The sequence below is a fragment of the Actinoplanes sp. ATCC 53533 genome (genome assembly GCF_003947245.1).
Map to the genome: position 1 here is coordinate 1 of NZ_QHHV01000078.1, position 22,304 is coordinate 22,304.

Sequence of the window (22,304 nt, forward strand, 5' to 3'; positions counted from 1 at the left end):
GCTGAGGGCTGGGCGCTGAGGGCTGGGCGCTGAGGGCTGGGCGCCGAGGGGCTGGGCGCCAGGGGCTGGGCGCCAGGGGCTGGGCGCCAGGGGCTGGGCGCCAGGGGCTGGGCGCCGAGGGCTGGGGGTGGGGGTGGGGGTGGGACTTCGAGGCCGTAGCGGCAGCGGGTCGGCCGGTTGGGGGGCTGGGGATGCTGTGAGGTGGTGGGTGTGAGGGCTGGTGCTGCGGTGGTCGGTGGAGGTCGCGCGGGCCTTCGGCGGCCGCGGTTTGGGTTATCCACAACGGGTGGGTTCGGGGTTGTTCGATGTCGGCGTTCGTTGGCAGGCTGTTCGGTATGTCGAGCGTGTCGCGGCCGTTGTTGCAGTATCCGATCGCCGGGTTGGTGCGTCGGGCGCGGCGGATGTCCGATATGAGCCAGCGGCAGATGGCCCGTTTCGCGAAGACCTCGTCGGGGACCGTCGGCAAGGTCGAGGCCGGTGTGCTGGTGCCCAGCGTGGATCTTCTCAGCCGGTTGCTGGGCGCGGCGGGGCTGTATCTGGTGGTCGCGGATCCGGACGGCCGGGTGGTGCTGCCGATGGAGGTCTGGGACAAGACCCTCGACGGGGCGGACCGCCGCTATCCGAGCCATCTTGACACGATCCTGGATCCGGAGCCGGGGGAGTGGTGGGCCGACATTTACGGGCTCGCGCACCCGCCGGAGACGTTCCACCGGTCACCACTGCTGCGTGAGCGGCAGCGTCGGCGCAGCCAGTGGGAGGTTCGGGTGGCGAAATATCGAGGGGTGCCGCCACCGCCGCCCTATTGATGGGCATGGGCGAGGGTCAGTCGGGCAGTGCGGCGGTCAGGCGGTCGAGGTGCGTGCCGGGCGCGCCGAAGAGCTGGGCCGAGCCGTGGGCGCGGCGCAGGTAGAGGTGGGCGTCGTGCTCCCAGGTGATGGCTATTCCGCCGTGGATCTGGACCATCTCGGCGGCCAGCGCCTGCAGCGTCTCCGTGCAGTACACCTTCGCCACGGCCGCTCGGGCCCAGGCGTCGGGGTCGCCGGCGACCAGCGCCTCGGTGGCGGCGTGCGACGCGGAACGGGCGGCCTCCAGCCGTACGTGTGCCTCGGCCAGCCGGTGTTGCAGGGCCTGGAAGGATCCGATCGGGCGGCCGAATTGGACCCTGGTCTTCGCGTACTCGACGGTCAGCTCCAGGGCCCGGGACGCGGCGCCGATCTGCTCGGCGCTCAGCGCGACGCAGGCCACGTCGCGGAGGGCGGACAGGGGTGAGCCGCCGTCCAGGCGGCGGCCCGGCGCGTCGTCGAGCTGGACCACGCCCAACCGCCGGGTCAGATCGAGGGAGCTCGCCGCGCGGCGAGTCACGCCCGGCGCGTCGGCCGCCAGCTCGTAGAGCGCCGGTCCGTCATCGTCGCGGGCGGCGATCAGCAGGGTGTCCGCGGCCTCCGCGTCCAGTACGTAGTGGGCCTCGCCGGTGAGCCGACCGTCCGCCGTGGCCGCGCAGGCCGGTTCGTCCGGGTCCCAGCCGCCGGTGGCCGGGGTCCAGGCGAGCGCGACGATCCGCTCGCCGGCGCAGATGCCGGGCAGCAGTCGGGCGCACGCGTCCGCGTCGCCGCCGAGGAGCAGGGCCTGCCCGGCGAGCACGGCACAGCCGAGCATCGGCGTGGGGGTCAGCGACCGGCCCAGTTCCTCCAGCACGACGCAGGTTTCTCGCAGGGTCGCGCCGGCGCCGCCGTACGGTTCGGGGATCGCGAGGCCGGCGACGCCGATCTCCTTGCAGAGTCGGGCCCACCCGCCGGTGTCATAGCCGGCTGGCGACTCGGCCGCCGTCCGGGTGGGATAGCCGGACAGCAGCCCGCGAACCGCGTCACGCAGCGCCCGGAGTTCTTCGCTTCGCTCCATGTTCACCTCGTCAGCTCCGCCATCACCCGGGCCCGGTGTTGTGCCGGGGTGCCCCATGCCAGCGTCAGCACCCGGACCTTCGTCAGCCACCGGCCGAGCCCGTGCTCCCGGGTGTAGCCGATGGCGCCGTGCACCTGCAGGGCCGCGCGGGCGGCCCGGTGCGCGGCCTCCCCGCAGGCGACCTTCGCGGCCGAGACGTCCCGCGCTGCGCTACCAGCCGACGCGGCGGCGCCACTAGGTGCGGGGCCAGCTGCGCCACCAAATGGGGCGCCGGGTGCGTCTCTGGATGCGGCGCCGGGTGCGCCACCAAATGGGGCGCCGGGTGCGTCTCTGGATGCGGCGCCGGGTGCGTCTCCGGGTGTGGCGCCGGATGCGGCGCCTGGTGTAGCGGAGATGGCGGTTGCGGCCGCGTATAGCAGTGGCCGGGCGAATTCCAGGCCGACCGCCACGTCGGCGAGCCGGTGCTGGAGCGCCTGGAAGGAGCCGACCGGCCGGCCGAATTGGGACCGCGTCTTCGCGTGCGCGACCGCGGCCTCCAGCAGCGCATGGCCCGCGCCGAGCAGTTGCGCCGCGCAGGCGAGCGCACCGAGGTTCAGCGCGTGTGCGACGGCTGTCCGGGTCGCGGGGCCGGCCGCGAGCGTGCCGGCGGCCGACACCTCGGCCAGCCGCCGGGTGGGGTCCATCGAGGCGTGCACCGCGCCGGTTCGGGCGAGTCTCACCACCCCCGGCTCGGCGAGCAGGACGAGATCGGTGGCGTCCGCGTCGGCGGCGCGGGGCAGCCACGGCGGTGCCGCGAGCGTTGCGATGATTCGGCCGGCGGCCAGTTCGGGCAGCCATTTGTCGGCCGCCCGGTCGTCCTCGGGGCCGTCATCGGCCAGTGCGGCGAGCAGGGCCGGCACGGCGGCGATGGACTCGGCCACCGGCCCGGGCAGCGCGTGGTGGCCGAGCTCCTCGCAGGCGATGACCAGGTCGGCGGCTCCGGCCCCGGCGCCGCCCCACCGCTCCGGCACGATCAGGCCGGTCACCCCGGCGGCGGCCAGCCGTGACCAGATCGCCCGGCCCGGCGTGGTGTCCCCGTCCGCCCAGCGCGCCGCCGCGGACGGGACGTCGGCCGCGGTCAGCAGGTCGTGCAGGGTGGCCCTGAACCCGGCCTGCTCCGGCGACGGTGTGAGCCTCATCGGTCGTGCTCGCGGGACGGGTTGAGGTCGCGTTCGCGGGGCGGGCTGACGGTGCGCTCGCGGGGCAGGCCGAGCACGCGCTGGGCGAGGATGTCGCGCTGGATCTCGTTGGTGCCCGCGTAGATCGGGCCGGCCAGCGCGAACAGGTATCCGTCGGTCCAGGCCGGGTCGGTCTCGGCGCCGGCGCCGAGCACCTCCAGCGCGGTCTCGTGCAGGGCGAGATCCAGCTCGGACCAGAACAGCTTGGTGGCGCTCGCGGCGAACGGCGCCGGCTGGGCGTCGAGCGAGGCGAAGGCGTGCATCCGGTACGCCTGAGCGCCGATCCAGGCGTCCGCGACCCGGTCCCGTAGGCCGGTGTCCGCGGGGTCCCCGGCCGTTCGCCAGAGCGTGACCAGCCGTTGCGCGGCCGCCAGGAACCGTCCCGGGCTGCGCAGGGTCAGCCCGCGTTCGTGGCCGGCGGTGCTCATCGCCATCCGCCATCCGTCGCCGGCCGCGCCGATCACGTCCGCGTCGGGGACGAACACGTCGTCGAGGAAGATCTCCGCGAAGCCGGGGTCGCCGTCGAGCTGCCGGATCGGGCGCACGGTCACCCCGGCGGCGCGCAGGTCGAACATCAGGTAGGTGAGGCCGCGGTGCCGTTCGGCGTCCGGATCCGTGCGGAACAGCCCGAACGCGCGGTCGGCGACGACCGCCCGCGAGCTCCACGTCTTCTGCCCGGACAGCAGCCAGCCGCCGGTGGTGCGCCGGGCGGCGGACCGGATCGCGGCGAGGTCGCTGCCCGCCTCCGGCTCGGACCAGGCCTGCGCCCACACCTCGTCGGCGCGTGCCATCGGCGGCAGGATCCGGTCGCGCTGCTCGGCCGTGCCGTGCGCGAGCAGCGTCGGCGCGAGCAGGAACAGGCCGTTCTGGCCGATCCGGGCGGGCGCCCCGGCGGCGTGGTATTCCTCCTCGAACAGCAGCGCGTGCAGCGGCGGGACGGCCCGCCCGCCGTACTCGGCGGGCCAGGACACCACCGCCAGGCCGGCGCCCGCGAGACGGCGCTCCCAGGCCCGGTGCGCCGCGTCGCCCGCCGGGGTGTCCACACTGGGCAGTCGCTCGGCGGGGACGTTGGCCGCGAGCCAGTCCCGGACCTCGGCGCGGAAGGCGAGGGCGGCGGCGTCCAGGTCGAGGTTCACGACGCGGCCCGCTTCATGGCGGCCGGGTCCATCCCGGCCAGCGGGTTCTCGCTGACCTCCACGTTGTGCGCGTGCGCCACGTGGTGCAGGCCGAAGACGGCGTCCATGCCCGCGCGCAGGCCCATCTGGTCCTCGCACTGGTTCACCGCCCGCTTGGCGAGGGCCAGCCCGAACGCCGGCATGGTGGCGATCCGCTCAGCGAGCGCGAAGGTCGCCGATTCCAGCTCGGCGCGGGGGACCACCCGGTTGACCATGCCCACCTCGTACGCCCGGCGGGCGTCGAAGCGCTCGCCGGTGAACAGCACCTCGCGGGCGAACCGGGGGCCGAGCGCCCACGGGTGCGCGAAGTATTCGACGCCGGGGATGCCCATCCGCAGCACCGGATCGGCGAAGAACGCGTCCTCGGCGGCCACGATCAGGTCGCACACCCAGGCCAGCATGAGCCCGCCGGCGATGCAGGCGCCCTGCACCATGGCGACGGCCGGCTTGGGCATCTCCCGCCACCGCCGGCACATCCCGAGATAGACCTCCATCTCCCGGGCGTAGCGGCGGTCGGCGCCGGCTTTGTCGGTGTGGTCCCACCACATCACCGCCTGCCGGGGGAACGAGGTGTCGGCGTCGCGTTCCGGGGTGCCGATGTCGTGGCCGGCCGAGAAGTGGTCCCCGGCACCGGCCAGCACGATCACGGCGACCTCGTTGTCGTCGACGGCCCGGGTGAACGCTTCGTCCAGCGCGTAGGTCATCGCCGAGTTCTGCGCGTTGCGGTATCGGGGCCGGTTCATGGTCACCAGGGCGGCCCGCCCCCGGCGCTCGTAGGTCACCACGTCGGTCATCGCGCCACCTCGTCTCGTAGCAGGTACTTGAGGACCTTGCCGGAGGCGTTGTGCGGCAGTTCCGGCCGTATCTCCACCGACCGGGGGACCTTGTAGTTCGCCAGCCGGCCCCGGCAGAACCCGATCACCTCGGCATCGGACAACGTGTGTCCGGGGCGCGGCACGACGTACGCCTTGCCGACCTCCCCGAGCCGCGGGTCGGGCACCCCGATGACCGCCGACTCGGACACCGCCGGCAGCCCGGCGAGGGCCCGCTCCACCTCGGCCGGGTAGACGTTGAAGCCGCCGCAGATGAACATGTCCTTGAGCCGGTCGGTGATGCTCAGGTAGCCGCGCTCGTCCAGGCGCCCGACGTCGCCGGTGTGCAGCCAGCCGTCGGCGTCCACGGCCGCGGCGGTGGCGGCCGGATCGTCCAGGTAGCCGAGCATGACGTTGGGGCCGCGCAGCAGCACCTCGCCCGCCGGCTCGCCGATGCACACCTCGAAGCCGGCCGCGGCCCGCCCGCAGGTGTGCGCCACGGTCAGCGCGTCGTCGCCCGGCCGGCACATGGTCGCCACCACCGCCTCGGTCAGTCCGTACGCCGTGAGCACCGTCTCCATCCCCAGCTCGGCCTGCATCCGCTCGATCAGCACGGGCGGCACGGTGGCGGCCCCGGTCACCGCGAGGCGCAGCGACGACAGGTCGTGCCCGGAGCGGTCGGGGTGATCGAGCAGGCTGGTGTAGAGGGTCGGCGGGCCGGGCAGCACGGTGATGCGCTCGGCGGCGACGAGCGCCATCGCCCGCGCCGGGTCGAAGACCGCCTGCGGCACGATGGTGGCGCCACTGACCAGACAGGACAGCAGGCCGGCCTTGAGCCCGAAGCTGTTGAAGAACGGGTTGATCACCAGGTAGCCGTCGCCGGGGCCGAGCCCGCCGATCTCGGCCCACGCCCGCGCCACGGCCAGCGCCTGGCGGTGGGCGCTCATCGCGCCCTTGCTGCGCCCGGTGGTGCCCGAGGTGAACAGGATGTCGCTGACGTCCTCGGGGTCGACCGCCGCGGCCCGGGCGTCGGCCTCGCCGGCCGGCACGTCGCCGGCCCGGCGCAGCAGGTCGGGCCAGTCGAGCACGGCATCGTCCGGCTCGGCGGGGGAGCCGGCCGGCACCCGGATGACCAGGCGGGGGAGCGGCACGCCGGCCCGCCCGGCGGCTTCGCGCAGCGCGGCGAGCCGATCCACGCCGAGGAACGGGCCGGCCACGACGAGGCCGCGGGCCTGGCTGCGGGCGATGACCTCCAGCGCCTCGACCCCGGTGAACCGGGTGTTGACCGGGACCAGCGTGGCGCCCGCGCAGCTCGCGCCCAGCGCCGCCAGCACCCACTCGCAGGTGTTCGGCGCCCAGATGGCGAGCCGGTCGCCCGGGCGCAGGCCCTCGGCGATCAGCGCCCGGGCCACCGTGCGGACCTGCTCGTGCAGCTCGGTGAAGCTCCATCGGCCCGCGCCCGGATCCACCAGCGCCGTGGCCGTCCCGTATGCCCGCGCCGCGTGTGCCACGGCGGCCGGGATGGTCGATCCCACCGTGGCCTCCCGATGTCTGTCTCGAGCGGATGGTGAACCAAGCAAGTGCTTGGTAGGGTGAGCTTACGCGTCGGGCGGAAGGTGGCGCCAGTGGACGGTGACGAGGAGTTCCGGCGAGAGGTCCGCGAGTGGCTGGACGCCAACCTGACCGACGAGTTGCGCGGCGCCGGCGGGCCCGGCCGGGAGAACGAGGCGTTCCCGCAACGCCTTGCCTTCACCCGGCGGCTGGCCGCCGCCGGCTGGACCTGCCTGGCCTGGCCGGTGGAGCACGGCGGGCGGGGCGAGTCGCTGGCCCGCCAGGTCATCTTTCATGAGGAGTACGCCCGCTCCGGCGCACCCAGCCGGGTCGACCACATCGGCACCACCATGGTCGGCCCGACGCTCATGGCTCTGGGCACGCCGCAGCAGCGCCGCCGGTTCCTGCCGCGCCTCGCCGCGGCCGACGAGCTGTGGTGCCAGGGCTATTCCGAGCCCGGCGCCGGCTCGGACCTCGCCGGCGTGACGACCCGGGCCCGGCTCGACGACGACCAGTGGGTGATCACCGGCCAGAAGGTGTGGACCTCGCTCGCCCACGTGGCGGACTGGTGCTTCGTGCTGGCCCGCACCGCGCCGGTGCCCGCCGGCGGCTCTCGCCATGCCGGGTTGTCCTATCTGCTCGTGCCGATGCGCCAGCCCGGCGTCACGGTGCGCCCGATCCGCCAGCTCACCGGCGACAGCGAGTTCAACGAGGTCTTCTTCGACGACGCCCGCACCGAGCGCGACCTGGTGGTCGGCGAGCCCGGGCAGGGCTGGCGGGTGGCGATGGCCACGCTCGCCTTCGAGCGCGGCGCGGCCACGGTCGGCCAGCAGATCGGCTTCCAGCGCGACCTGGACGACCTCGTCGCGCTGGCCCGCCGCACCGGGGCGATCGCCGACCCGCTCCTGCGCGCCAGGCTGACCCGGGCCTGGATCGACCTGTCCGTGCTGCGCGCACACACTCTGCGGGTCCTCGCCGCGCCGGAGCCGCCGCCGGCGACCGCGTCGGTGATCAAGCTGCTCTGGACACGCTGGCGGCAGGGGCTCGGCGAGCTCGCCATGGACGTGCTCGGCCCGGCCGGCGCGGCGGCGGAGCTCGCCCCCGGCGACGAGGACGTCGAGCGCTGGCGGCGGCTCTTCCTGTTCAGCCGGGCCGACACCATCTACGGCGGCTCCAACGAGATCCAGCGGGGCATCGTGGCCGAACGGGTGCTCGGGCTGCCCCGCCAGGATCGCCGGTGAGCACCGCACCCCGGCCCCCGGCCGGGCACGGCCTGCTGGCCGGCAAGTCCGTCGTGGTCACGGCCGCCGCCGGCACCGGTATCGGTTCGGCCGTCGCGCTGCGGTGCCTGCAGGAGGGCGCGCGGGTGGTGCTGAGCGACAGCCACGAGCGCCGGCTGGGCGAGGCGCGCGACCGGCTGGCCGCCGCGTATCCGGGCCGGGTGTGGGCGGTGCCGTGCGACGTGACCGACGAGGCCGCCGTGGCGGCGCTCATCGCCGGCGCCGCCGACCGCTGCGGGCGCGTCGACGTGATGGTGAACAACGCCGGGCTCGGCGGGAACAAGCCCGTGACCGAGATGGCGGACGACGAGTGGGCGCGCGTCCTGGACGTCACGCTGACCGGGACGTTCCGCTGCACCCGGGCGGCCCTGCGCCAGCTGATCGCGCAGGGCGGCGGCGGGGCGGTGGTGAACAACGCCTCGGTGCTGGGCTGGCGGGCCCAGGCGGGCCAGGCGCACTACGCGGCGGCGAAGGCCGGCGTGATGGCCTTCACCCGGTGCGCCGCCCTGGAGGTGGCGGCGCACGGCATCCGGGTGAACGCGGTGGCGCCGAGCCTCGCGGCCCATCCCTTCCTGAGCAAGGTCGTCAGCGAGGACGAGCTGGCCGGCCTGGCCGCCCGCGAGGCGTTCGGCCGGGCCGCCGAGCCGTGGGAGGTGGCGACGGTGGTCGTGTTCCTGGCCAGCGACTACTCCTCGTACCTCACTGGCGAGGTGATCTCCGTGAGCAACCAGCATCCCTGAGCCGTCAGTCTCCGCTCACGACGGCGGCCTTGCCGCGGGAGCGGCGGGACAGCAGCAGGAGCAGCAGCCCGGCCAGGAGGAGGACGCCACCCACCACGGTGAGCCCGACCGGCAGCTGCGACCGCAGAACCTTGATGGCGGCTATGCCGTCGGAGGCCTCGGCCGCGATCTCGGTCCGGGTCTGCTCGGTGTACTGGAAGGTGGCGTCCAGCACCGGGATGGACGGCTGGTTGAACGGCATCACGATCTCGCGCTGGACGTGCTCGCGATAGTCGACGATGCTTCCGGTCACCGGCTCGACCCACACCGTCCGGCTGCTCTGATAGCGCATCGACGCCAGTTGCGCCACGAACTTGGCCTCCTGCGGCAGCGACGCTTCCAGGGCGGCGAGCGTCTGGGGATCCAGGTTCCACTGCTGTGCCGGGATCGACTGCTCGAAGCGGTAGGTGCGCAGCCCCTTGACGGTGTCGGTGCCGCGGTAGTCGATCGGCAGCGCCGCACGCACGGTGGTGTCGAAGAACTTGTACGTCTTCTTCTCGGTGCCGAACGGGAACGCGTACAACTGGCCGGAATACCGCACGTTGCCCGGCTGGCACGGGGCCGGCTGGTCGGCCAGACACTCCCCGCTCCACTGCACCCCGGCCCCCGAGCGGGCGTCGAGCGCGATCCTGCCCTGCATGACGCTCAACGGCGTGGCGGCGCCGGACAGCACGGTCTCCTGGGACGCGTTCCAGATCACCGCGCCGTCGTCGGTCTTGCCGTCCGCCCGCATCCGGGTGGTGATGCGCAGATCCCCCTTGGCGGCCTGCGAGGAGCCCGCGCCGGGTTGCATGACGGTCGCCCCGGGCGCCTCCAGTACGGCGGTGGGCAGATCGCCCTGGTCGGGAAGGCGAATGAACTGCGGGGTCGCGAGTACGAGCACGGCCGCCGCGACCAGGCACAGCAGGCCGGCGAGGCCGAGAATCAGCCCGAGGATGCGTTTCATCTTCGTACCTCCACTTTCGACTGATGTGCGTGCGGGGTCGGACCGGGGGCCGGCCTCAGAGACGTTCGATGATGCTCGCCGTGGACATCGCGCCGCCCGCGCACATGGTGATGAGCGCGGTGGTGTGGTCCGAGCGTTCCAACTCGTGCAGCGCGGTGGCGATGAGCCGGGATCCGGTGCTGCCGACCGGGTGCCCCAGCGCGATCGCGCCGCCGTTGACGTTGACCCGTGCCGGGTCGGCGCCGTGCACGCCCAGCCAGGACAGCACGACGCTGGCGAACGCCTCGTTCGCCTCGAACAGGTCGACGTCGTCGATCTTCATGCCGGCCCGGGTCAGCACCCGGTCGGTGGCGGCGATCGGGCCGTCCAGGTGGTAGTAGGGCTCGGCGCCGATCAGGCACTGGGCGAGGATCCGGGCGCGTGGCCGCAATCCCAGCCCGCGCGCCCGGTCGGCATCCATCAGCAGCACCGCGGCGGCGCCGTCGGAGATCTGCGAGGACGTGCCCGCGGTGTGCCGGCCGTCCGGAAGGACCGGGCGCAGCCGGGCCAGCCCCTCGATCGTGGTCTCCCGCAGGCCCTGGTCGCGGTCGACGGTGCGGGTCTGGCCGGTGGGCCGGCCGTCCGCGTCCAGCACGGGAGCCTCGACCGGCGTCACCTCGCGGGCGAAGCGTCCCTCGGACCAGGCGCGGGCGGCGTTCTGCTGCGAGCGCACGCCGAACAGGTCCAGTTCGGCGCGGGTCAGGCCGCGCCGGTCCGCGATCCGCTCGGCGGCCACGTACTGGTTGGGCAGGTCGATCCGCCACGACTCGGGCCGGGGCAGGCCGGCGTCGGTGCCGAGGTTGGCCCGCAGCGGTACGCGGCTCATCGACTCGACCCCGCACGCGACGCCGGCCTGGACGGCGTCGGCCGCGATGAGGCCCGCGACCAGATGGGCGGCGTGCTGCGCCGAGCCGCACTGGGCGTCGATGGTGAGGCAGCCGGTGGTGTGCGGCAGCCCGGCGTGCAGCCAGGCCGTCCGGGTGATGTTGTTGGACTGCTCGCCGCCCTGCGTGACGCAGCCGCCGATCGCCTGCTCGACGAGGGCCGGGTCGAGGCCGGTGCGGTCGATCAGCGCGCGCTGGGCGGTGCCGAGCAACTCCGCGGCGTGCAGCCCGGCCAGCCAGCCGCCGCGCCGGCCGATCGGCGTGCGGACGGCATCCACGATCACCGGAACCCCCACGGCGGCCTCCTCGTTGCAAAAGTAGAACGTGTTTCCATATCAAAGCACAAGAGGCATACCGTGGGGGATGCTTGCGTGCTTGAATCAGTAGAACCTGTTGCTGTAGGAGGAGCCGTGGCTGAGCCCCGCATCCCCGAGGGTTTCGACTTCACCGATCCGGAGATCTACGTCCATGGGATCCCGCAGGCCGAGTTCGCCGAGGCGCGGCGCTCCGCACCGGTGTGCTGGGTCCCGCAGGCCCGGGGGAGCGCGGGCTTCGACGACGAGGGCTACTGGGCGGTGACCAAGCACGCCGACGTGATGGCCGTGTCGCGCGACAGCGAGACGTTCTCCAGCTGGGAGAACACCGCGATCGTCCGGTTCCAGGCGGACATGCCGCGCGAGCGGATCGAGATGCAGCGGTTCGTGCTGCTCAACATGGACCCGCCGCAGCACACCAAGCAGCGGTCCATCGTGTCCAAGGGCTTCACCCCGCGCGCGATCAACAGCCTGCGCTCGGCGCTGACCGACCGCGCCGAGCGGATCGTCCGGGAGGCCGGCGGCGCCGAGGTGGGCGACTTCGTCACCGAGATCGCCTGCGAGCTGCCCCTGCAGGCCATCGCCGAGCTGCTCGGCGTCGCCCAGGAGGACCGGCGCAACGTCTTCGAGTGGTCGAACGCCATGATCGGCTACGACGACCCGGAATACCGCAGCAGCGGCGCGGACCCGATGGAGCCCGCGATGGAGCTGCTCGGCTACGCCATGAAGATGGCCGAGGACCGGCAGTCCTGCCCGCGCGACGACATCGTGACCACGCTGGTGAAGGCGGAGATCGACGGCGAGCACCTGTCCACCGACGAGTTCGGGTTCTTCGTGCTCATGCTGGCCGTGGCGGGCAACGAGACCACCCGCGGCGCGATCTCGCACGGCATGCTGGCCCTGCTGGAGAACCCCGAGCAGTGGGAGCTGTTCAAGGCCGAGCGCCCGCGCACCGCGGTGGACGAGATGGTCCGGTGGGGCACCCCGGTGAACGTCTTCCAGCGCACCGCGCAGCGGGACACCGTCCTCGGCGGCCAGCCGATCCAGGCCGGCCAGCGGGTGGCGATGTTCTACGGCTCGGCGAACTTCGACGAGGAAGTCTTCACCGACCCGCTGCGGTTCGACATCACCCGCAGCCCGAATCCGCACCTCGGCTTCGGCGGCAGCGGCGCGCACTTCTGCCTGGGCGCCAACCTGGCCCGCCTGGAGATCGACCTCATCTTCAACGCGATCGCCGACCACATGCCCGACATCAGCCTGGCCGGCTCGCCGCAGCGGCTGCGCTCCGGCTGGATCAACGGCATCAAGCACCTGCCGGTCCGCTACCGCTGAGCCCATCCACCTCCACTGTCCGGCTTGCGGTCCACGCCCACAGAATTTCATGCGGGCCGGTCCCCGGTCCATGCCGCACCAGTGCGGCATGGACCGCTCCTCATTGTGAGATACACAATCGTCGATGAAGGCGTCCGGCGCGGGCCAGAGTCCGCCGGTTCGGACGGCATCGCGACGCATTCGACTCACTCGTACGAGGAGAGCAATGAAACGTGCATTGATCACCTTCGGCACCTCGCTCGCGCTCGCCCTGGCGGCGGTGGTCGTGCCGGCCGGCCCGGCGTCCGCGGTGACCGAGGCGGCGCCGGGAGCGCCGTGTGACTCCGCCGACCTGGGCCGCCGCCAGGGCTGGGCGAACACGATGGAGATCGCCCCGGTCATCACGCACTTCAAGGGATTCTTCGTGACCGCCGGCTCCACCGGCACGCACTCCGTGCAGATGACCTACCAGCAGCAACTCACCGTCCAGGTGATGAACGAGACGTCCATCTCCACCGGCTTCAACTTCGGCATCCCGTTTCTGACCAAGCTGGAGGTCAACGCCAAATTCGCGCTGACCAAGACGACCATGACGACCACCACCGAGCAGCGGACGCTGACCTGGAACTTCAACCAGCCCGGCTACTACGCCGTGTACTCCGGCATGCACAAGGTCTCCGGCCAGATGAACGCCCTGCAGTGCCACCGCGTGCAGAAGGAGGACGGTCGGTGGGTCACCGAGTGGAACCGTCGGGCGGCGGGCACCTACACCACCTGGGGACGTGAGCAGGAGGGGGTGGTTCGCTGCGAGGACACCGTACCCGCGAATTCGATCATGCGGGTCGCCCAGATCGAGCTGGGTTGCGCCGGCGAGGCCGCGCAGCGGGCGGCGCGGGCGGCGCGCGCCGCGGACGACGTCAAGCCCGCGAAGCCGGCGGCCGGCAGCCCGGCGACCGCCGCGGTGCCGCCGGGGTACGCGTGCGACCCCGGCTACTACTACGTGCAAAGCACCAACGGGATGTACATGATCGCGGACGACACGCCCTACATGTTCTGGTGGACGAGTCCCACCCGCTTCGGAGAGGCGCTTTGGACGGTATGCCACGGCCCGGCCGACGCCACCGGCATGCAGCCGTCGGTTCTGGTGAGCAAGACGTGGAACGCCTGCCTCGGGGCGGCACCGGGCGCCACGGCCACCGAGGGCGCCGCGATCGACTGGGGCACCTGCGAGGCGGTGCCGCTGCGGCAGAAGCTCTACATCTACCGCGACGTGCCGGGATCCAACCTGGTCGGGATCCAGCTCGCCTACCGCGGTGGCATGCTCAGCCAGAACGAGTTGGCCCCCGGCGTCAAACTCCAGCAGTCCGAGGGCGGCAAGCCGGACGGTTCCGGCACCTACCGCCTCGTCCCGGCGTGACGGATCGGGCGGGACCGGCCTCGGCTGGTCCCGCCCGGCCGAGGCACCCGCCGCTGCCGCGGTGGACGATCGCGACAGAACCTAGGCGGCGGCGTGCTCGGCGATGAAGCGGTCCATGCAGCGCTCGGCGTTGGCCGTGATGGTCAGCGACGGGTTCGCCAGGCAGGTCGAGCCGGGCAGCAGCGCGCCGTCCACGCAGTACAGGTTCGGGTAGCCGGCGACCTTGCCGCCGAAGTCGGTGGCCTTGCCCATCACCAGGCCGCCCAGCGGGTGGTAGGTGTTGCGCGAGCCGAGGCCCATGCCGGTGTTGCGGTCGTAGCTGGGCAGGCCGTTGAGCAGGTAGCCGTGCCGGCCCTCGGTCTGCCACCACAGCCGGGTCACCAGATCACGCCCGGCCTTGTCCGAGGAGGTCTCCATCTCGGCGTACGGCCAGTACACCTTGCCGGCGCCGGAGGCCGGGTCGTACCGGATCTCGCCGCGTTCGGCGGACAGGGCGGTCACCAGGTGCGCGGTGGTGGGGGTCAGCCAGCTCGGGATCGGCGCGGACTCCCAGGCCATCGCGGCCGGCGCGTACGGGTTGGCGTCGTCGTAGAACTTGATGTTGCCCGGCCCGCCCTGGGCGAACCCGACCTGTTTGCGGAGGTTGAGCCGGGCGGTCAGGAAGTCGCCGTTGTTCGCCCAGCCCTTGCCCACCTCGGTGCTGGCCAGCCGGGGCAGCTTGCCGCGCACCCGGGAGGTCAGCAGCAGCGAGGTGCTGCCGAGCGAGCCGGCCGCCAGGAACAGGTAGTCGCAGGCGAACACCTTGGTGGCCAGCACCGTGCCGTACTCGTCGATCTGCCGGCAGGCGACCTCGAACTTCTCCTGGCCGGACACCTCGCGCACCTCGGTGACCTCGTGCAGCGGCAGGGTCCGCACGTTGCCGGTGGCCTCGGCCCACTTCAGATAGTTGCGGTCGACGCTGTTCTTGGCGCCGGAGTTGCTGCCGAACGGGCCCTCACCGATGGTGTGGCAGGGCACCGCCCGCCCGGCGAGTTCGTCGCGGATCACGTTCCAGTCGACGCCGAACGGCACCGGCACGGCGGTCTTGCCGAACTCGGCGACGTACTGCGTCCAGGCTCGCGCCCCGGCATAGCCCGCAGCGCTCTGCACGTCGGCCGGGATGGTGCCGGCGCCCAGGTTCTGCCGGGCCCGCGGCCAGTAGACGCTGTCCATCTGGTCGTACGGCAGGTCGGCCGGATAGACCTTGGCCCAGTCGGCCCGGCGCGGCTGCGGCAGGAACATCCCGATGACCAGCGAGCCGCCGCCGACCCCGGCCCCGCTCATGACCGTGATGCCGTCGCCCTGATGCTTGGCGATCAGCCCGGCCCGGCGCTCGATCGTCGCGGTGACGTCCAGGCCCAGCGGCGGGTGGTCGGCGAACCAGGCACACCGCCAGTCCGGCTTGCTGATGGTGCAGAACGTGGTGCCCGAGCCGTCCACCACCCAGCGCCGGCCCCGCTCCAGCACGGTCGTGGTCACCCCGGCCTGGGCGAGCCGGTACGCCGCCACGGCGCCGCCGAAGCCGCTGCCGATCACCACGGCGGTCTTGCCGGCCAGGGCGGGCACCGCGCCGTACGCGGCCAGCGCGCCCTCCGATCCCAGGATGCCGTACGTGACGGCCGCCCCCGCGCCCAGCGCACTGATCCGCAGCACCTGCCGGCGGCTGATCGAGTTGTCCTTCATGGCTGCCTCATTTCGCCGGGCGGTCCGGCTCGCTACCGACCACCCACATGGAGAAGAACTGGGATCCCCCGCCGTACGCGTGACCGAGCGCCGTGCGCGCCCCGGACACCTGGTGTTCGCCGGCCCGGCCCATCACCTGCATCGCCGACTCGGCGAAGCGCAGCAGGCCCGAGGCGCCGATCGGGTTGGAGCAGAGCACCCCGCCGGACGGGTTGACCGGCAGCCGGCCGCCGATCCGGGTCTCGCCCGACTCGGTGAGCTTCCAGCCGTCCCCCGGCCCGGCGAAGCCGAGGTTCTCCAGCCACATCGGCTCGAACCAGGAGAACGGCACGTACAGCTCGGCCACGTCGACCTCGTCCAGCGGGTCGGTGATGCCGGCCGATCGCCACAGCGCGCCGGCCGCCTCGGCCCCGGCCCGCGGGTTGACGTGGTCCTTGCCGGCGAACGAGGTGGGCTCGGTGCGCATGGCCGTGGCCCGGATCCAGGCCACCTGCCGGTCGCCGGACTCGGCCGCCGCCTGGTCGCCGATCACCACCGCGCAGGCGCCGTCGGAGGAGGGGCAGGTCTCGTCGTAGCGGACCGGGTCCCACAGCATCGGCGAGGACCGCACCGAGTCCAGCGTGATGCCGCCCTGGCGCAGGTGGGCGTACGGGTTCAGGGCCCCGTTGCGCCGGTCCTTGACCGCCACCAGCGCGCCGATGTGCTCCGGAACGTTGAACCGCCGGATGTAGGAGCGGATGTGCGGGGCGAAGTAGCCCCCGGCACCGGCCCCGATCGGCGCGCTGAACGGCGGCTGGATCGACAGCGCCCACATGGCGTTGGACTCGGACTGCTTCTCGAAGGCGACCGCGAGCACCCGCCGGTGCACGCCGGCCCGGACCAGGCTGGTCGCCACGATGGCGGTGGCGCCGCCCACCGAGCCGGCGGTGTGCACCCGCAGCAGCGGCAGACCGGCCGCGCCGATGGAGTCGGCCAGGAACAGCTCCGGCATCATCACGCCCTCGAACAGGTCCGGCGCCTTGCCCAGCACCACGGCGTCGATCTGCGACCAGTCGGTGCCCGCGTCGGCCAGCGCCCGGTCGATCGCCTCCCGGCACAGCCCGGCCATCGACACGTCGGTGCGCCGGGTGCGGTGGTGCGTCTGCCCGGTGCCCAGTACGGCGGCCCGCCGCGCCCCGGTCATGGGGTGGCCGCCAGGACGCAGACCAGGTTCTGCTGCAGGGCCGGCCCGCTCGTGGCGTGCCCGGCCGCCCGCCGGGCCCGTCCGGACATGATCTGCTCGGCGGCGGCGCCGATCCGGGACAGCCCGGCGGAGAACATCGGGTTGCCGCAGAGCGCGCCGCCGGACGGGTTGATCCGCACCGGCTCCGGCAGGCCGAGCGCCGCCCGCAGCAGCAGCTCCTGGTGGGTGAACGGGGCGTGCAGCTCGGCCACGTCGAGATCGCCGTCGAGTCCCGCGTCGGCGGCCGCGGCGGTCGCCGACGGCACCGCCGTCAGGTCGCGCTCGCCCAGGCCTTGCGGGTCGATCCGGTGGGCCAGGCCGGTGATCCAGGCCGGCCGGTCGCGGTGCCGGCGGGCGCGGTGGCCGGCGGCCAGCACGACCGCGGCGGCGCCGTCGGAGACCGGCGGGCAGTCGTGCGAGCGCAGCGGGTCGGCCCGGTACGGCCCGGCGAGCAGCTCCTCGGCGGTGGTGCGGCCGGACACCTGCGCGTACGGATTCCCGGTCGCGTCGGCCCGGCTGCGCGCGGCCACCTCGGCCATGTCCCGCTCGCTGAACATGCCGGCCTCCAGGGCGACGCGGGCCTGCAGGGCGGCCACGCTCACCGAGTCGGGCCACAGCGGCGCGGCAACGTACGGGTCGAGCTGCAGCGCCAGCACCCGGCGCAGCTCACCGGCCGAGGACTTGCCGAAGCCGTACACCAGCGCGGTCTCCGCCTCGCCGGCCAGGATCTTGACGTACGCCTCGTACAGCGCCCACGCCGCGTCCATCTCCACGTGCGACTCGCTGATCGGCGGGCAGGCACCGATCGCGTCGATCGCGTTGACGAACGAGAAGGCCCGCCCGGCCAGGTAGTCCGACGAGCCCGAGCACCAGAAGTCGATGTCGCGGCGGGCCAGCCCGGCATCGGCCAGCGCCGCCCGGAAGACCGGGACCAGGGTCTCCACCCCGCTGGTGGTCCCGGCCCCGGGAGAGCAGGGCGACTGGGCGAAGCCCACCACCGCGACGGCATCGTCCGCATGTTGTGTCACAAGTGCTCCGCGTAGGTGTCGTAGGGGGCGTCCGGCTCGCCGGTGGGCCGGAAGTGCGCGATGTTCTCCGGGGTGGTGGACCACTCGGCCCGGTCCCGCCAGACGGCGGCCACCCGCATGCCCATCCGCACCTGCTCGGCCGGGAGGCCCAGGATCAGGTGCGACATCGGGATGTCGGCGCCGTCGAGCAGGACCTGCGCGACGACGTACGGCGGGTCCAGCCGCTGGCCGGCGAACGGCACGTTGACCACGCAGAACGTGGTGACGGTGCCCCGGTCGGGCAGCGTCACGACCTCCTCCGGCGGCACGCCGTCGGCGGGGCAGACCCGCGGCGGCACGTAGACCTTGCGGCAGACCGGGCAGCGCTGCCCGATCAGCCGTCCCTCGGCCAGCGCCCGCAGGTAGCGGTCCTCCTCGGCCGAGGTGGTGTGCCGGTAGTGCAGCCGGATCGGGGTGGTCATCATGGTCACCAGCCCTTCCGGCGCGAGGCCCGGCGGGGGTGGCTCCGGATCCGGGCCGTCGGCGGGCTCGAAGCAGGCGATGTCCCGGATGTGGCCGACCGGCTCCACGGACCAGCGGACCCGGACCCGCATCCCGGTGTGCATCCGGCCGCGCTCGCCGGCGTCGACGGCGTGCAGCAGCGCGGTGTCCGCGCCGTCGAGCCGGACCAGCGCCCAACCGAACGGGCGGGTCAGCGGCTGGCCCTCCAGCGGCCGTTCGGTCCAGGTCCAGCTGACCACGGTGCCGGTGGCGGCGACCTCCACCAGCTCGACGACCGGGGCGTGGGTCACCGGGTCGTATTCCAGCGGGGGCACGTGGATCCGGCCGTCCGAGGTCCGGCCGCCCAGGACGCGCCGGTCGCGCAGGCCGGCCATGAACCGGCCCAGGACGGGGCCGAGCGAGCGGGTGTAGTCGAACCCGATGGTCATCGGGGCGGAGAGCGGGTGCGCCGGAGCGGTGTCCACGATGGTTAGTGAAACACGTTACAACATTGCCCGGCAAGACCGCTGCCAACCTGCATTTATCGCAGTGGAACGCGTTATAGGGCGGCGAGGGTCAGCGGCCGTGGAAGACCGGGGGCCGCTTCTCGGTGAAGGCGCGGGGGCCCTCCTTGGCGTCCTCGCTGGCGAAGACCCGCATGCCGATCTTGGCTTCCACGGTGAACGCCTCCTCCTCGGGCATCCCCTCGGTTTCCCGGATGGTGCGCAGGATGGCCTGCACGGCCAGCGGCCCGTTGCGGGCGATCGCCGTGGCCAGCTCCAGCGCCTTCGTCAGGGCCTGCCCGTCCGGCACGACGTGGCCGATCAGGCCGACCTCCTTGGCCTCGGCGGCCGACAGGTGGCGGCCGGTGAGCAGGATGTCGGCCGCGATCGTGTACGGGATCTGGCGGGGCAGCCGGACCGCCGATCCGCCCAGCGGGAAGAGCCCCCAGCGCGCCTCGGAGACGCCGAACCGGGCGCTCTCGCCGGCCACCCGTACGTCGGTGGCCTGCAGGATCTCGGTGCCGCCGGCGATGGCCGGCCCCTCGACGGCGGCCACCAGGGGTTTGGTCAGCCGCCGCCCCTTGAGCAGCGCGTCGATCCGGGACAGGTCGACGCCGCCGTTGCGGAACCCGTCGCCGGGGTGGGAGGTGGTCATCGCCTTGAGGTCGGCCCCGGCGCAGAACGCGCCGCCGGCGCCGGTGAGCACGCAGGCCCGGATCTCCGGATCGCGGTCCACCCTGTCCCAGGCGTCGCGCAGGATGGCGAGCATCTCGGCGGACAGCGCGTTGCGCACCCGCGGCCGGTTCATCGTCACGATGAGGACGGGTCCGCGCTGCTCGACGAGCGCGTGCGGGGCCGGGAAGTCGGTTTCCACGCGGTCTCCTTCGATGCCGGGTCAGCTCTTGCTTCGAACGATAACAGGTTCTACTTTCGGATGATGGCGGCCAATATTGCGGACCTGTTCGAACATGCTGTCGACGCCTTTCCGGACCGGGTCGCGGTGGCATGCGGCGAGCGCGCGATCAGCTATGCCGAGCTGGAGTCCAGCGCCAACCGTCTGGCCCACTTCCTGCGTGATCGCGGACTTGGCAAGGGTGCCCACATCGGGCTCTACGCGGGCAACTCGATCGAGGCCATGGTGGCCATGATCGCCGTGTACAAGCTGCGTGCGGTGCTCGTCAACATCAACTACCGGTACGTCGAGAACGAGTTGCAATATCTGTTCGACGACTCGGAGATCGTGGCGCTGATCCACGACCGCTGCTACGCGCCCCGGGTCGGCGCGGTGCTGCCGGGCGCCCCGCGCCTGCACACCGCCGTGGCCGTGGCCGACGACTCGGCCGCCGACATCTCCGGCTACGGCGGGGTGGCCTGGGCGGACGCCCTGGCCGCCGGTGACGCCGGGCGTGACTTCGGCGAGCGGTCGGGCGACGACATCTACCTGCTCTACACCGGCGGCACCACCGGATATCCGAAGGGCGTCCTCTGGCGGCACGAGGACGTCTGGCGGGTGCTCGGCGGCGGCGTCGACTTCCTGTCCGGCGTGCCGCTGGAGGACGAGTGGGCCCAGTCCAAGCGCGGCCACGAGATGGGCCCCATGGTGCGGCTCTGCCTGGCCCCGCTGATCCACGGCAACGCGCAGTGGGCCGCGCTCATGGCGCTGTTCGCCGGCGACACCGTCGTGATGCTGCCGCACTTCGATCCGCACGAGGTGTGGCGGGTGATCGAGCGACACCGGGTGAACGTGGTGGTTCTCATCGGCGACGCCATGGCCCGGCCGATGATCGAGGCATTCGCGGCCGGCGCCTACGACGGTTCATCGCTGTCGTTCATCTCGTCGAGCGCGGCGCTGTTCTCCCCGTCGGTCAAGCGGCAGTACATGGAGCTTTTCCCGAACTCGATGATCACCGATGCGATCGGTGCCTCGGAGACCGGCTTCACCGGGATCGGCGTGGTGGCCGACGTCGAGGGCGGCGCGGTGGAGGGCCCCCGGGTGATGCCCGGGCCGAACACCGTCGTGCTCGGCGACGACGGCAGACCGGCGCCGCCGGGGGTGATCGGCCGGCTGGCCAAGGGCGGATACCTGCCGCTCGGCTACTTCAAGGATCCCGAGAAGACCGCGGCGCTGCTGACCGAGGTGGACGGCGTGCGCTACGCGCTGCCGGGCGACCTGGCCCGGCTCGAACCGGACGGCACCATCACGCTGCTCGGCCGCGGCAACACCTGCGTCAACAGCGGGGGCGAGAAGGTCTTCCCCGAGGAGGTGGAGGGCGCGCTCAAGTCCCATCCGGACGTCTTCGACGCGCTGGTCATCGGGTTGCCCGACGAGCGGCTCGGGCAGCGGGTGGCCGCGCTGATCCAGCCCCGCGAGGACCGCCGGCCTGACCTCGGCGAGATCGAGGGGCACGTGCGCCAGCGGATCGCCGGCTACAAGGTGCCCCGCGCCATGTGGCTGGTGGACGGCATCACCCGGACCATCAGCGGCAAGGCCGACTACCGCTGGGCGCACGAGTACGCCGCGAGTCACCCCGCCGAGGCGGTGCACCATGCGAACTGACCTCTGCGACCGGCTGGGAATCGAGCACCCGATCGTCGGCTTCAGCCCGTCCGAGCAGGTGGTCGCGGCGATCAGCCGGGCCGGCGGGCTCGGCGTGCTCGGCTGCGTGCGCTTCAACGACGCCGACGAGCTCGACGCGGTCCTGTCCTGGCTCGACCGGGAGACCGGCGGCCGCCCGTACGGGGTGGACGTCGTGATGCCCAGCCACGTGCCCACCGAGGGCGCCCCCGCCGACCTGGACCGGTTGATCCCGCCCGGGCACCGGGACTTCGTCGAGCGGACCCTGCTGCGCCTCGGCGTGCCGCCGCTGGCGACCGACGAGTCGCGCCGGGACGGCGTGCTCGGCTGGCTGCACTCGGTGGCCCGCGCGCACGTCGAGGTGGCGCTGACCCACCCGGTCCGGCTGATCGCCAACGCGCTCGGCCCGCCGCCGCCCGACGTGATCGACCAGGCGCACCGGCACGGGCTGGTGGTCGCCGCGCTGGCCGGGCGGGCGGATCACGCCCGCAGCCACGTGGCGAGCGGCGTGGACCTGGTCGTGGCGCAGGGCTACGAGGCCGGCGGCCACACCGGCGAGATCGGCAGCATGGTCCTGGTCCCCGAGGTCGTCGACGCGGTCGGCGCCGAGACCCCGGTGCTCGCCGCCGGCGGGATCGGCAGCGGCCGGCAGATCGCCGCCGCGCTGGCGCTGGGCGCGCGCGGGGTGTGGATGGGCTCGGTCTGGCTGGGCACCGAGGAATACCAGAGCGGCCCCGCACTGCGCGAGGCACTGCTGCGGGCCGGCTCCTCGGACACGGTACGCAGCCGGATCTACTCCGGAAAGCCGGCGCGGCTGCTGCGGAACCGCTGGACCGACGCCTGGACCGAGCCGGAGGCGCCCCCGACGCTGCCGATGCCGCTGCAGAACCTGCTGGTGTCGGAGGCGCACGCCCGGTTGATGGAGTCCGGCGACCCGAGCGTGGTGCCGATGCCGGTGGGGCAGATCGTGGGCCGGATGAACGAGGTCCGCCCGGTCGCCGAGGTGCTGGCCCAGCTGGTCGCCGAGGCCGACGAGACGCTGGCCCGCCTGGCCAAGCTCACGTAGCCGGGCCGGGGCCGTAGCCGGGCCGGGGCCGTAGCCGGGCCGGGGCCGTAGCCGGGCCGTAGCCGGGCCCGGGCCCGGGCCGTA

19 protein-coding genes are annotated in these 22,304 nt (G+C 73.2%); 7 read left to right on the forward strand and 12 right to left on the reverse strand.

The features are described from left to right. Positions 1-410: 410 nt before the first annotated feature. Complete coding sequence (locus DMB66_RS25350; RefSeq protein WP_233624828.1) at positions 411-806, forward strand: helix-turn-helix transcriptional regulator; 396 nt, start codon at positions 411-413, stop codon at positions 804-806. Positions 807-822: 16 nt separating this feature from the next. Here DMB66_RS25350 and DMB66_RS25355 read toward each other — a convergent pair whose 3' ends face one another. The 5 genes from DMB66_RS25355 to DMB66_RS25375 are packed head-to-tail and all read right to left on the reverse strand — an operon-like array spanning position 823 to position 6,638. Then, a complete protein-coding gene (locus tag DMB66_RS25355; protein WP_125806624.1) occupies positions 823-1,899 on the reverse strand; it encodes an acyl-CoA dehydrogenase family protein in 1,077 nt (358 codons plus the stop codon). A 2-nt stretch (positions 1,900-1,901) separates the two neighbouring features. Further along, the gene (locus DMB66_RS25360) at positions 1,902-3,077 is read right to left on the reverse strand and encodes an acyl-CoA dehydrogenase family protein (RefSeq protein WP_125806625.1); all 1,176 of its coding nucleotides are present in this window, start codon (positions 3,075-3,077) and stop codon (positions 1,902-1,904) included. Beyond that, on the reverse strand, positions 3,074-4,252 hold the full coding sequence (locus tag DMB66_RS25365; RefSeq protein ID WP_125806626.1) for an acyl-CoA dehydrogenase family protein: 1,179 nt from the start codon (positions 4,250-4,252) through the stop codon (positions 3,074-3,076). The genes DMB66_RS25360 and DMB66_RS25365 overlap by 4 nt, the downstream gene beginning before the upstream one ends. Next, positions 4,249-5,085, reverse strand: a complete 837-nt coding sequence (locus DMB66_RS25370; RefSeq protein WP_125806627.1) for an enoyl-CoA hydratase — start codon at positions 5,083-5,085, stop codon at positions 4,249-4,251. Before DMB66_RS25370 ends, DMB66_RS25365 begins: the two co-directional genes overlap by 4 nt. After that, on the reverse strand, positions 5,082-6,638 hold the full coding sequence (locus tag DMB66_RS25375; RefSeq protein WP_125806628.1) for a FadD3 family acyl-CoA ligase: 1,557 nt from the start codon (positions 6,636-6,638) through the stop codon (positions 5,082-5,084). Before DMB66_RS25375 ends, DMB66_RS25370 begins: the two co-directional genes overlap by 4 nt. A 57-nt stretch (positions 6,639-6,695) precedes the next feature. On the opposite strand from DMB66_RS25375, the gene DMB66_RS25380 reads away from it, so the two are divergent. Both DMB66_RS25380 and DMB66_RS25385 read left to right on the forward strand, forming a co-directional pair. Then, on the forward strand, positions 6,696-7,895 hold the full coding sequence (locus DMB66_RS25380; protein ID WP_125806629.1) for an acyl-CoA dehydrogenase family protein: 1,200 nt from the start codon (positions 6,696-6,698) through the stop codon (positions 7,893-7,895). Then, positions 7,892-8,674, forward strand: a complete 783-nt coding sequence (locus tag DMB66_RS25385; RefSeq protein WP_125806630.1) for an SDR family oxidoreductase — start codon at positions 7,892-7,894, stop codon at positions 8,672-8,674. The genes DMB66_RS25380 and DMB66_RS25385 overlap by 4 nt, the downstream gene beginning before the upstream one ends. A 4-nt stretch (positions 8,675-8,678) precedes the next feature. On the opposite strand, the gene DMB66_RS25390 is transcribed toward DMB66_RS25385, so the two are convergent. Together DMB66_RS25390 and DMB66_RS25395 are read right to left on the reverse strand one after the other, a co-directional pair. Then, a complete protein-coding gene (locus DMB66_RS25390) occupies positions 8,679-9,659 on the reverse strand; it encodes a DUF3068 domain-containing protein (protein ID WP_125806631.1) in 981 nt (326 codons plus the stop codon). A gap of 55 nt (positions 9,660-9,714) precedes the next feature. Next, complete coding sequence (locus DMB66_RS25395) at positions 9,715-10,878, reverse strand: steroid 3-ketoacyl-CoA thiolase (protein WP_125806632.1); 1,164 nt, start codon at positions 10,876-10,878, stop codon at positions 9,715-9,717. 114 nt (positions 10,879-10,992) lie between these two features. Here DMB66_RS25395 and DMB66_RS25400 point away from each other — a divergent pair, with 114 nt between their 5' ends. Together DMB66_RS25400 and DMB66_RS25405 are read left to right on the forward strand one after the other, a co-directional pair. Then, on the forward strand, positions 10,993-12,228 hold the full coding sequence (locus DMB66_RS25400) for a cytochrome P450 (RefSeq protein ID WP_125806633.1): 1,236 nt from the start codon (positions 10,993-10,995) through the stop codon (positions 12,226-12,228). A 205-nt stretch (positions 12,229-12,433) separates the two neighbouring features. Beyond that, positions 12,434-13,624, forward strand: a complete 1,191-nt coding sequence (locus DMB66_RS25405; protein ID WP_125806634.1) for a hypothetical protein — start codon at positions 12,434-12,436, stop codon at positions 13,622-13,624. An 81-nt stretch (positions 13,625-13,705) separates the two neighbouring features. Here the strand turns inward: DMB66_RS25405 and DMB66_RS25410 are convergent, their stop codons facing one another. From DMB66_RS25410 to DMB66_RS25430, 5 genes are all read right to left on the reverse strand, one after another. Then, positions 13,706-15,346 (reverse strand): GMC oxidoreductase, encoded by a 1,641-nt coding sequence (locus DMB66_RS25410; protein WP_125806635.1) that lies wholly within the window; start codon positions 15,344-15,346, stop codon positions 13,706-13,708. A gap of 7 nt (positions 15,347-15,353) precedes the next feature. Then, positions 15,354-16,529 carry a thiolase domain-containing protein gene (locus DMB66_RS25415; protein ID WP_125806636.1) on the reverse strand — a complete coding sequence of 392 codons (1,176 nt, stop codon included), beginning with the start codon at positions 16,527-16,529 and terminating at the stop codon, positions 15,354-15,356. Then, positions 16,526-17,596 (reverse strand): thiolase domain-containing protein, encoded by a 1,071-nt coding sequence (locus DMB66_RS25420; RefSeq protein ID WP_125806637.1) that lies wholly within the window; start codon positions 17,594-17,596, stop codon positions 16,526-16,528. The genes DMB66_RS25415 and DMB66_RS25420 overlap by 4 nt, the downstream gene beginning before the upstream one ends. After that, on the reverse strand, positions 17,593-18,561 hold the full coding sequence (locus DMB66_RS25425; RefSeq protein ID WP_125806638.1) for a Zn-ribbon domain-containing OB-fold protein: 969 nt from the start codon (positions 18,559-18,561) through the stop codon (positions 17,593-17,595). The genes DMB66_RS25420 and DMB66_RS25425 overlap by 4 nt, the downstream gene beginning before the upstream one ends. Before the next feature lie 91 nt (positions 18,562-18,652). Continuing rightward, positions 18,653-19,453, reverse strand: a complete 801-nt coding sequence (locus DMB66_RS25430) for a crotonase/enoyl-CoA hydratase family protein (RefSeq protein WP_125806639.1) — start codon at positions 19,451-19,453, stop codon at positions 18,653-18,655. Positions 19,454-19,516: 63 nt separating this feature from the next. Here DMB66_RS25430 and DMB66_RS25435 point away from each other — a divergent pair, with 63 nt between their 5' ends. Both DMB66_RS25435 and DMB66_RS25440 read left to right on the forward strand, forming a co-directional pair. Further along, the gene (locus DMB66_RS25435; RefSeq protein WP_125806640.1) at positions 19,517-21,136 is read left to right on the forward strand and encodes an acyl-CoA synthetase; all 1,620 of its coding nucleotides are present in this window, start codon (positions 19,517-19,519) and stop codon (positions 21,134-21,136) included. Beyond that, positions 21,126-22,220 carry a nitronate monooxygenase family protein gene (locus tag DMB66_RS25440; RefSeq protein ID WP_125806641.1) on the forward strand — a complete coding sequence of 365 codons (1,095 nt, stop codon included), beginning with the start codon at positions 21,126-21,128 and terminating at the stop codon, positions 22,218-22,220. The genes DMB66_RS25435 and DMB66_RS25440 overlap by 11 nt, the downstream gene beginning before the upstream one ends. Positions 22,221-22,304: the final 84 nt, after the last annotated feature.

Excerpts from the sequence above, each read along its gene's own strand:
- DMB66_RS25350 (WP_233624828.1), top strand. The coding sequence starts at position 411 with ATGAGCCAGCGGCAGATGGCCCGTTTCGCGAAGACCTCGTCGGGGACC.
- DMB66_RS25355 (WP_125806624.1), bottom strand. The coding sequence starts at position 1,899 with ATGGAGCGAAGCGAAGAACTCCGGGCGCTGCGTGACGCGGTTCGCGGG.
- DMB66_RS25360 (WP_125806625.1), bottom strand. The coding sequence starts at position 3,077 with ATGAGGCTCACACCGTCGCCGGAGCAGGCCGGGTTCAGGGCCACCCTG.
- DMB66_RS25370 (WP_125806627.1), bottom strand. The coding sequence starts at position 5,085 with ATGACCGACGTGGTGACCTACGAGCGCCGGGGGCGGGCCGCCCTGGTG.
- DMB66_RS25390 (WP_125806631.1), bottom strand. The coding sequence starts at position 9,659 with ATGAAACGCATCCTCGGGCTGATTCTCGGCCTCGCCGGCCTGCTGTGC.
- DMB66_RS25405 (WP_125806634.1), top strand. The coding sequence starts at position 12,434 with ATGAAACGTGCATTGATCACCTTCGGCACCTCGCTCGCGCTCGCCCTG.
- DMB66_RS25410 (WP_125806635.1), bottom strand. The coding sequence starts at position 15,346 with ATGAAGGACAACTCGATCAGCCGCCGGCAGGTGCTGCGGATCAGTGCG.
- DMB66_RS25415 (WP_125806636.1), bottom strand. The coding sequence starts at position 16,529 with ATGACCGGGGCGCGGCGGGCCGCCGTACTGGGCACCGGGCAGACGCAC.
- DMB66_RS25435 (WP_125806640.1), top strand. The coding sequence starts at position 19,517 with ATGGCGGCCAATATTGCGGACCTGTTCGAACATGCTGTCGACGCCTTT.
- DMB66_RS25440 (WP_125806641.1), top strand. The coding sequence starts at position 21,126 with ATGCGAACTGACCTCTGCGACCGGCTGGGAATCGAGCACCCGATCGTC.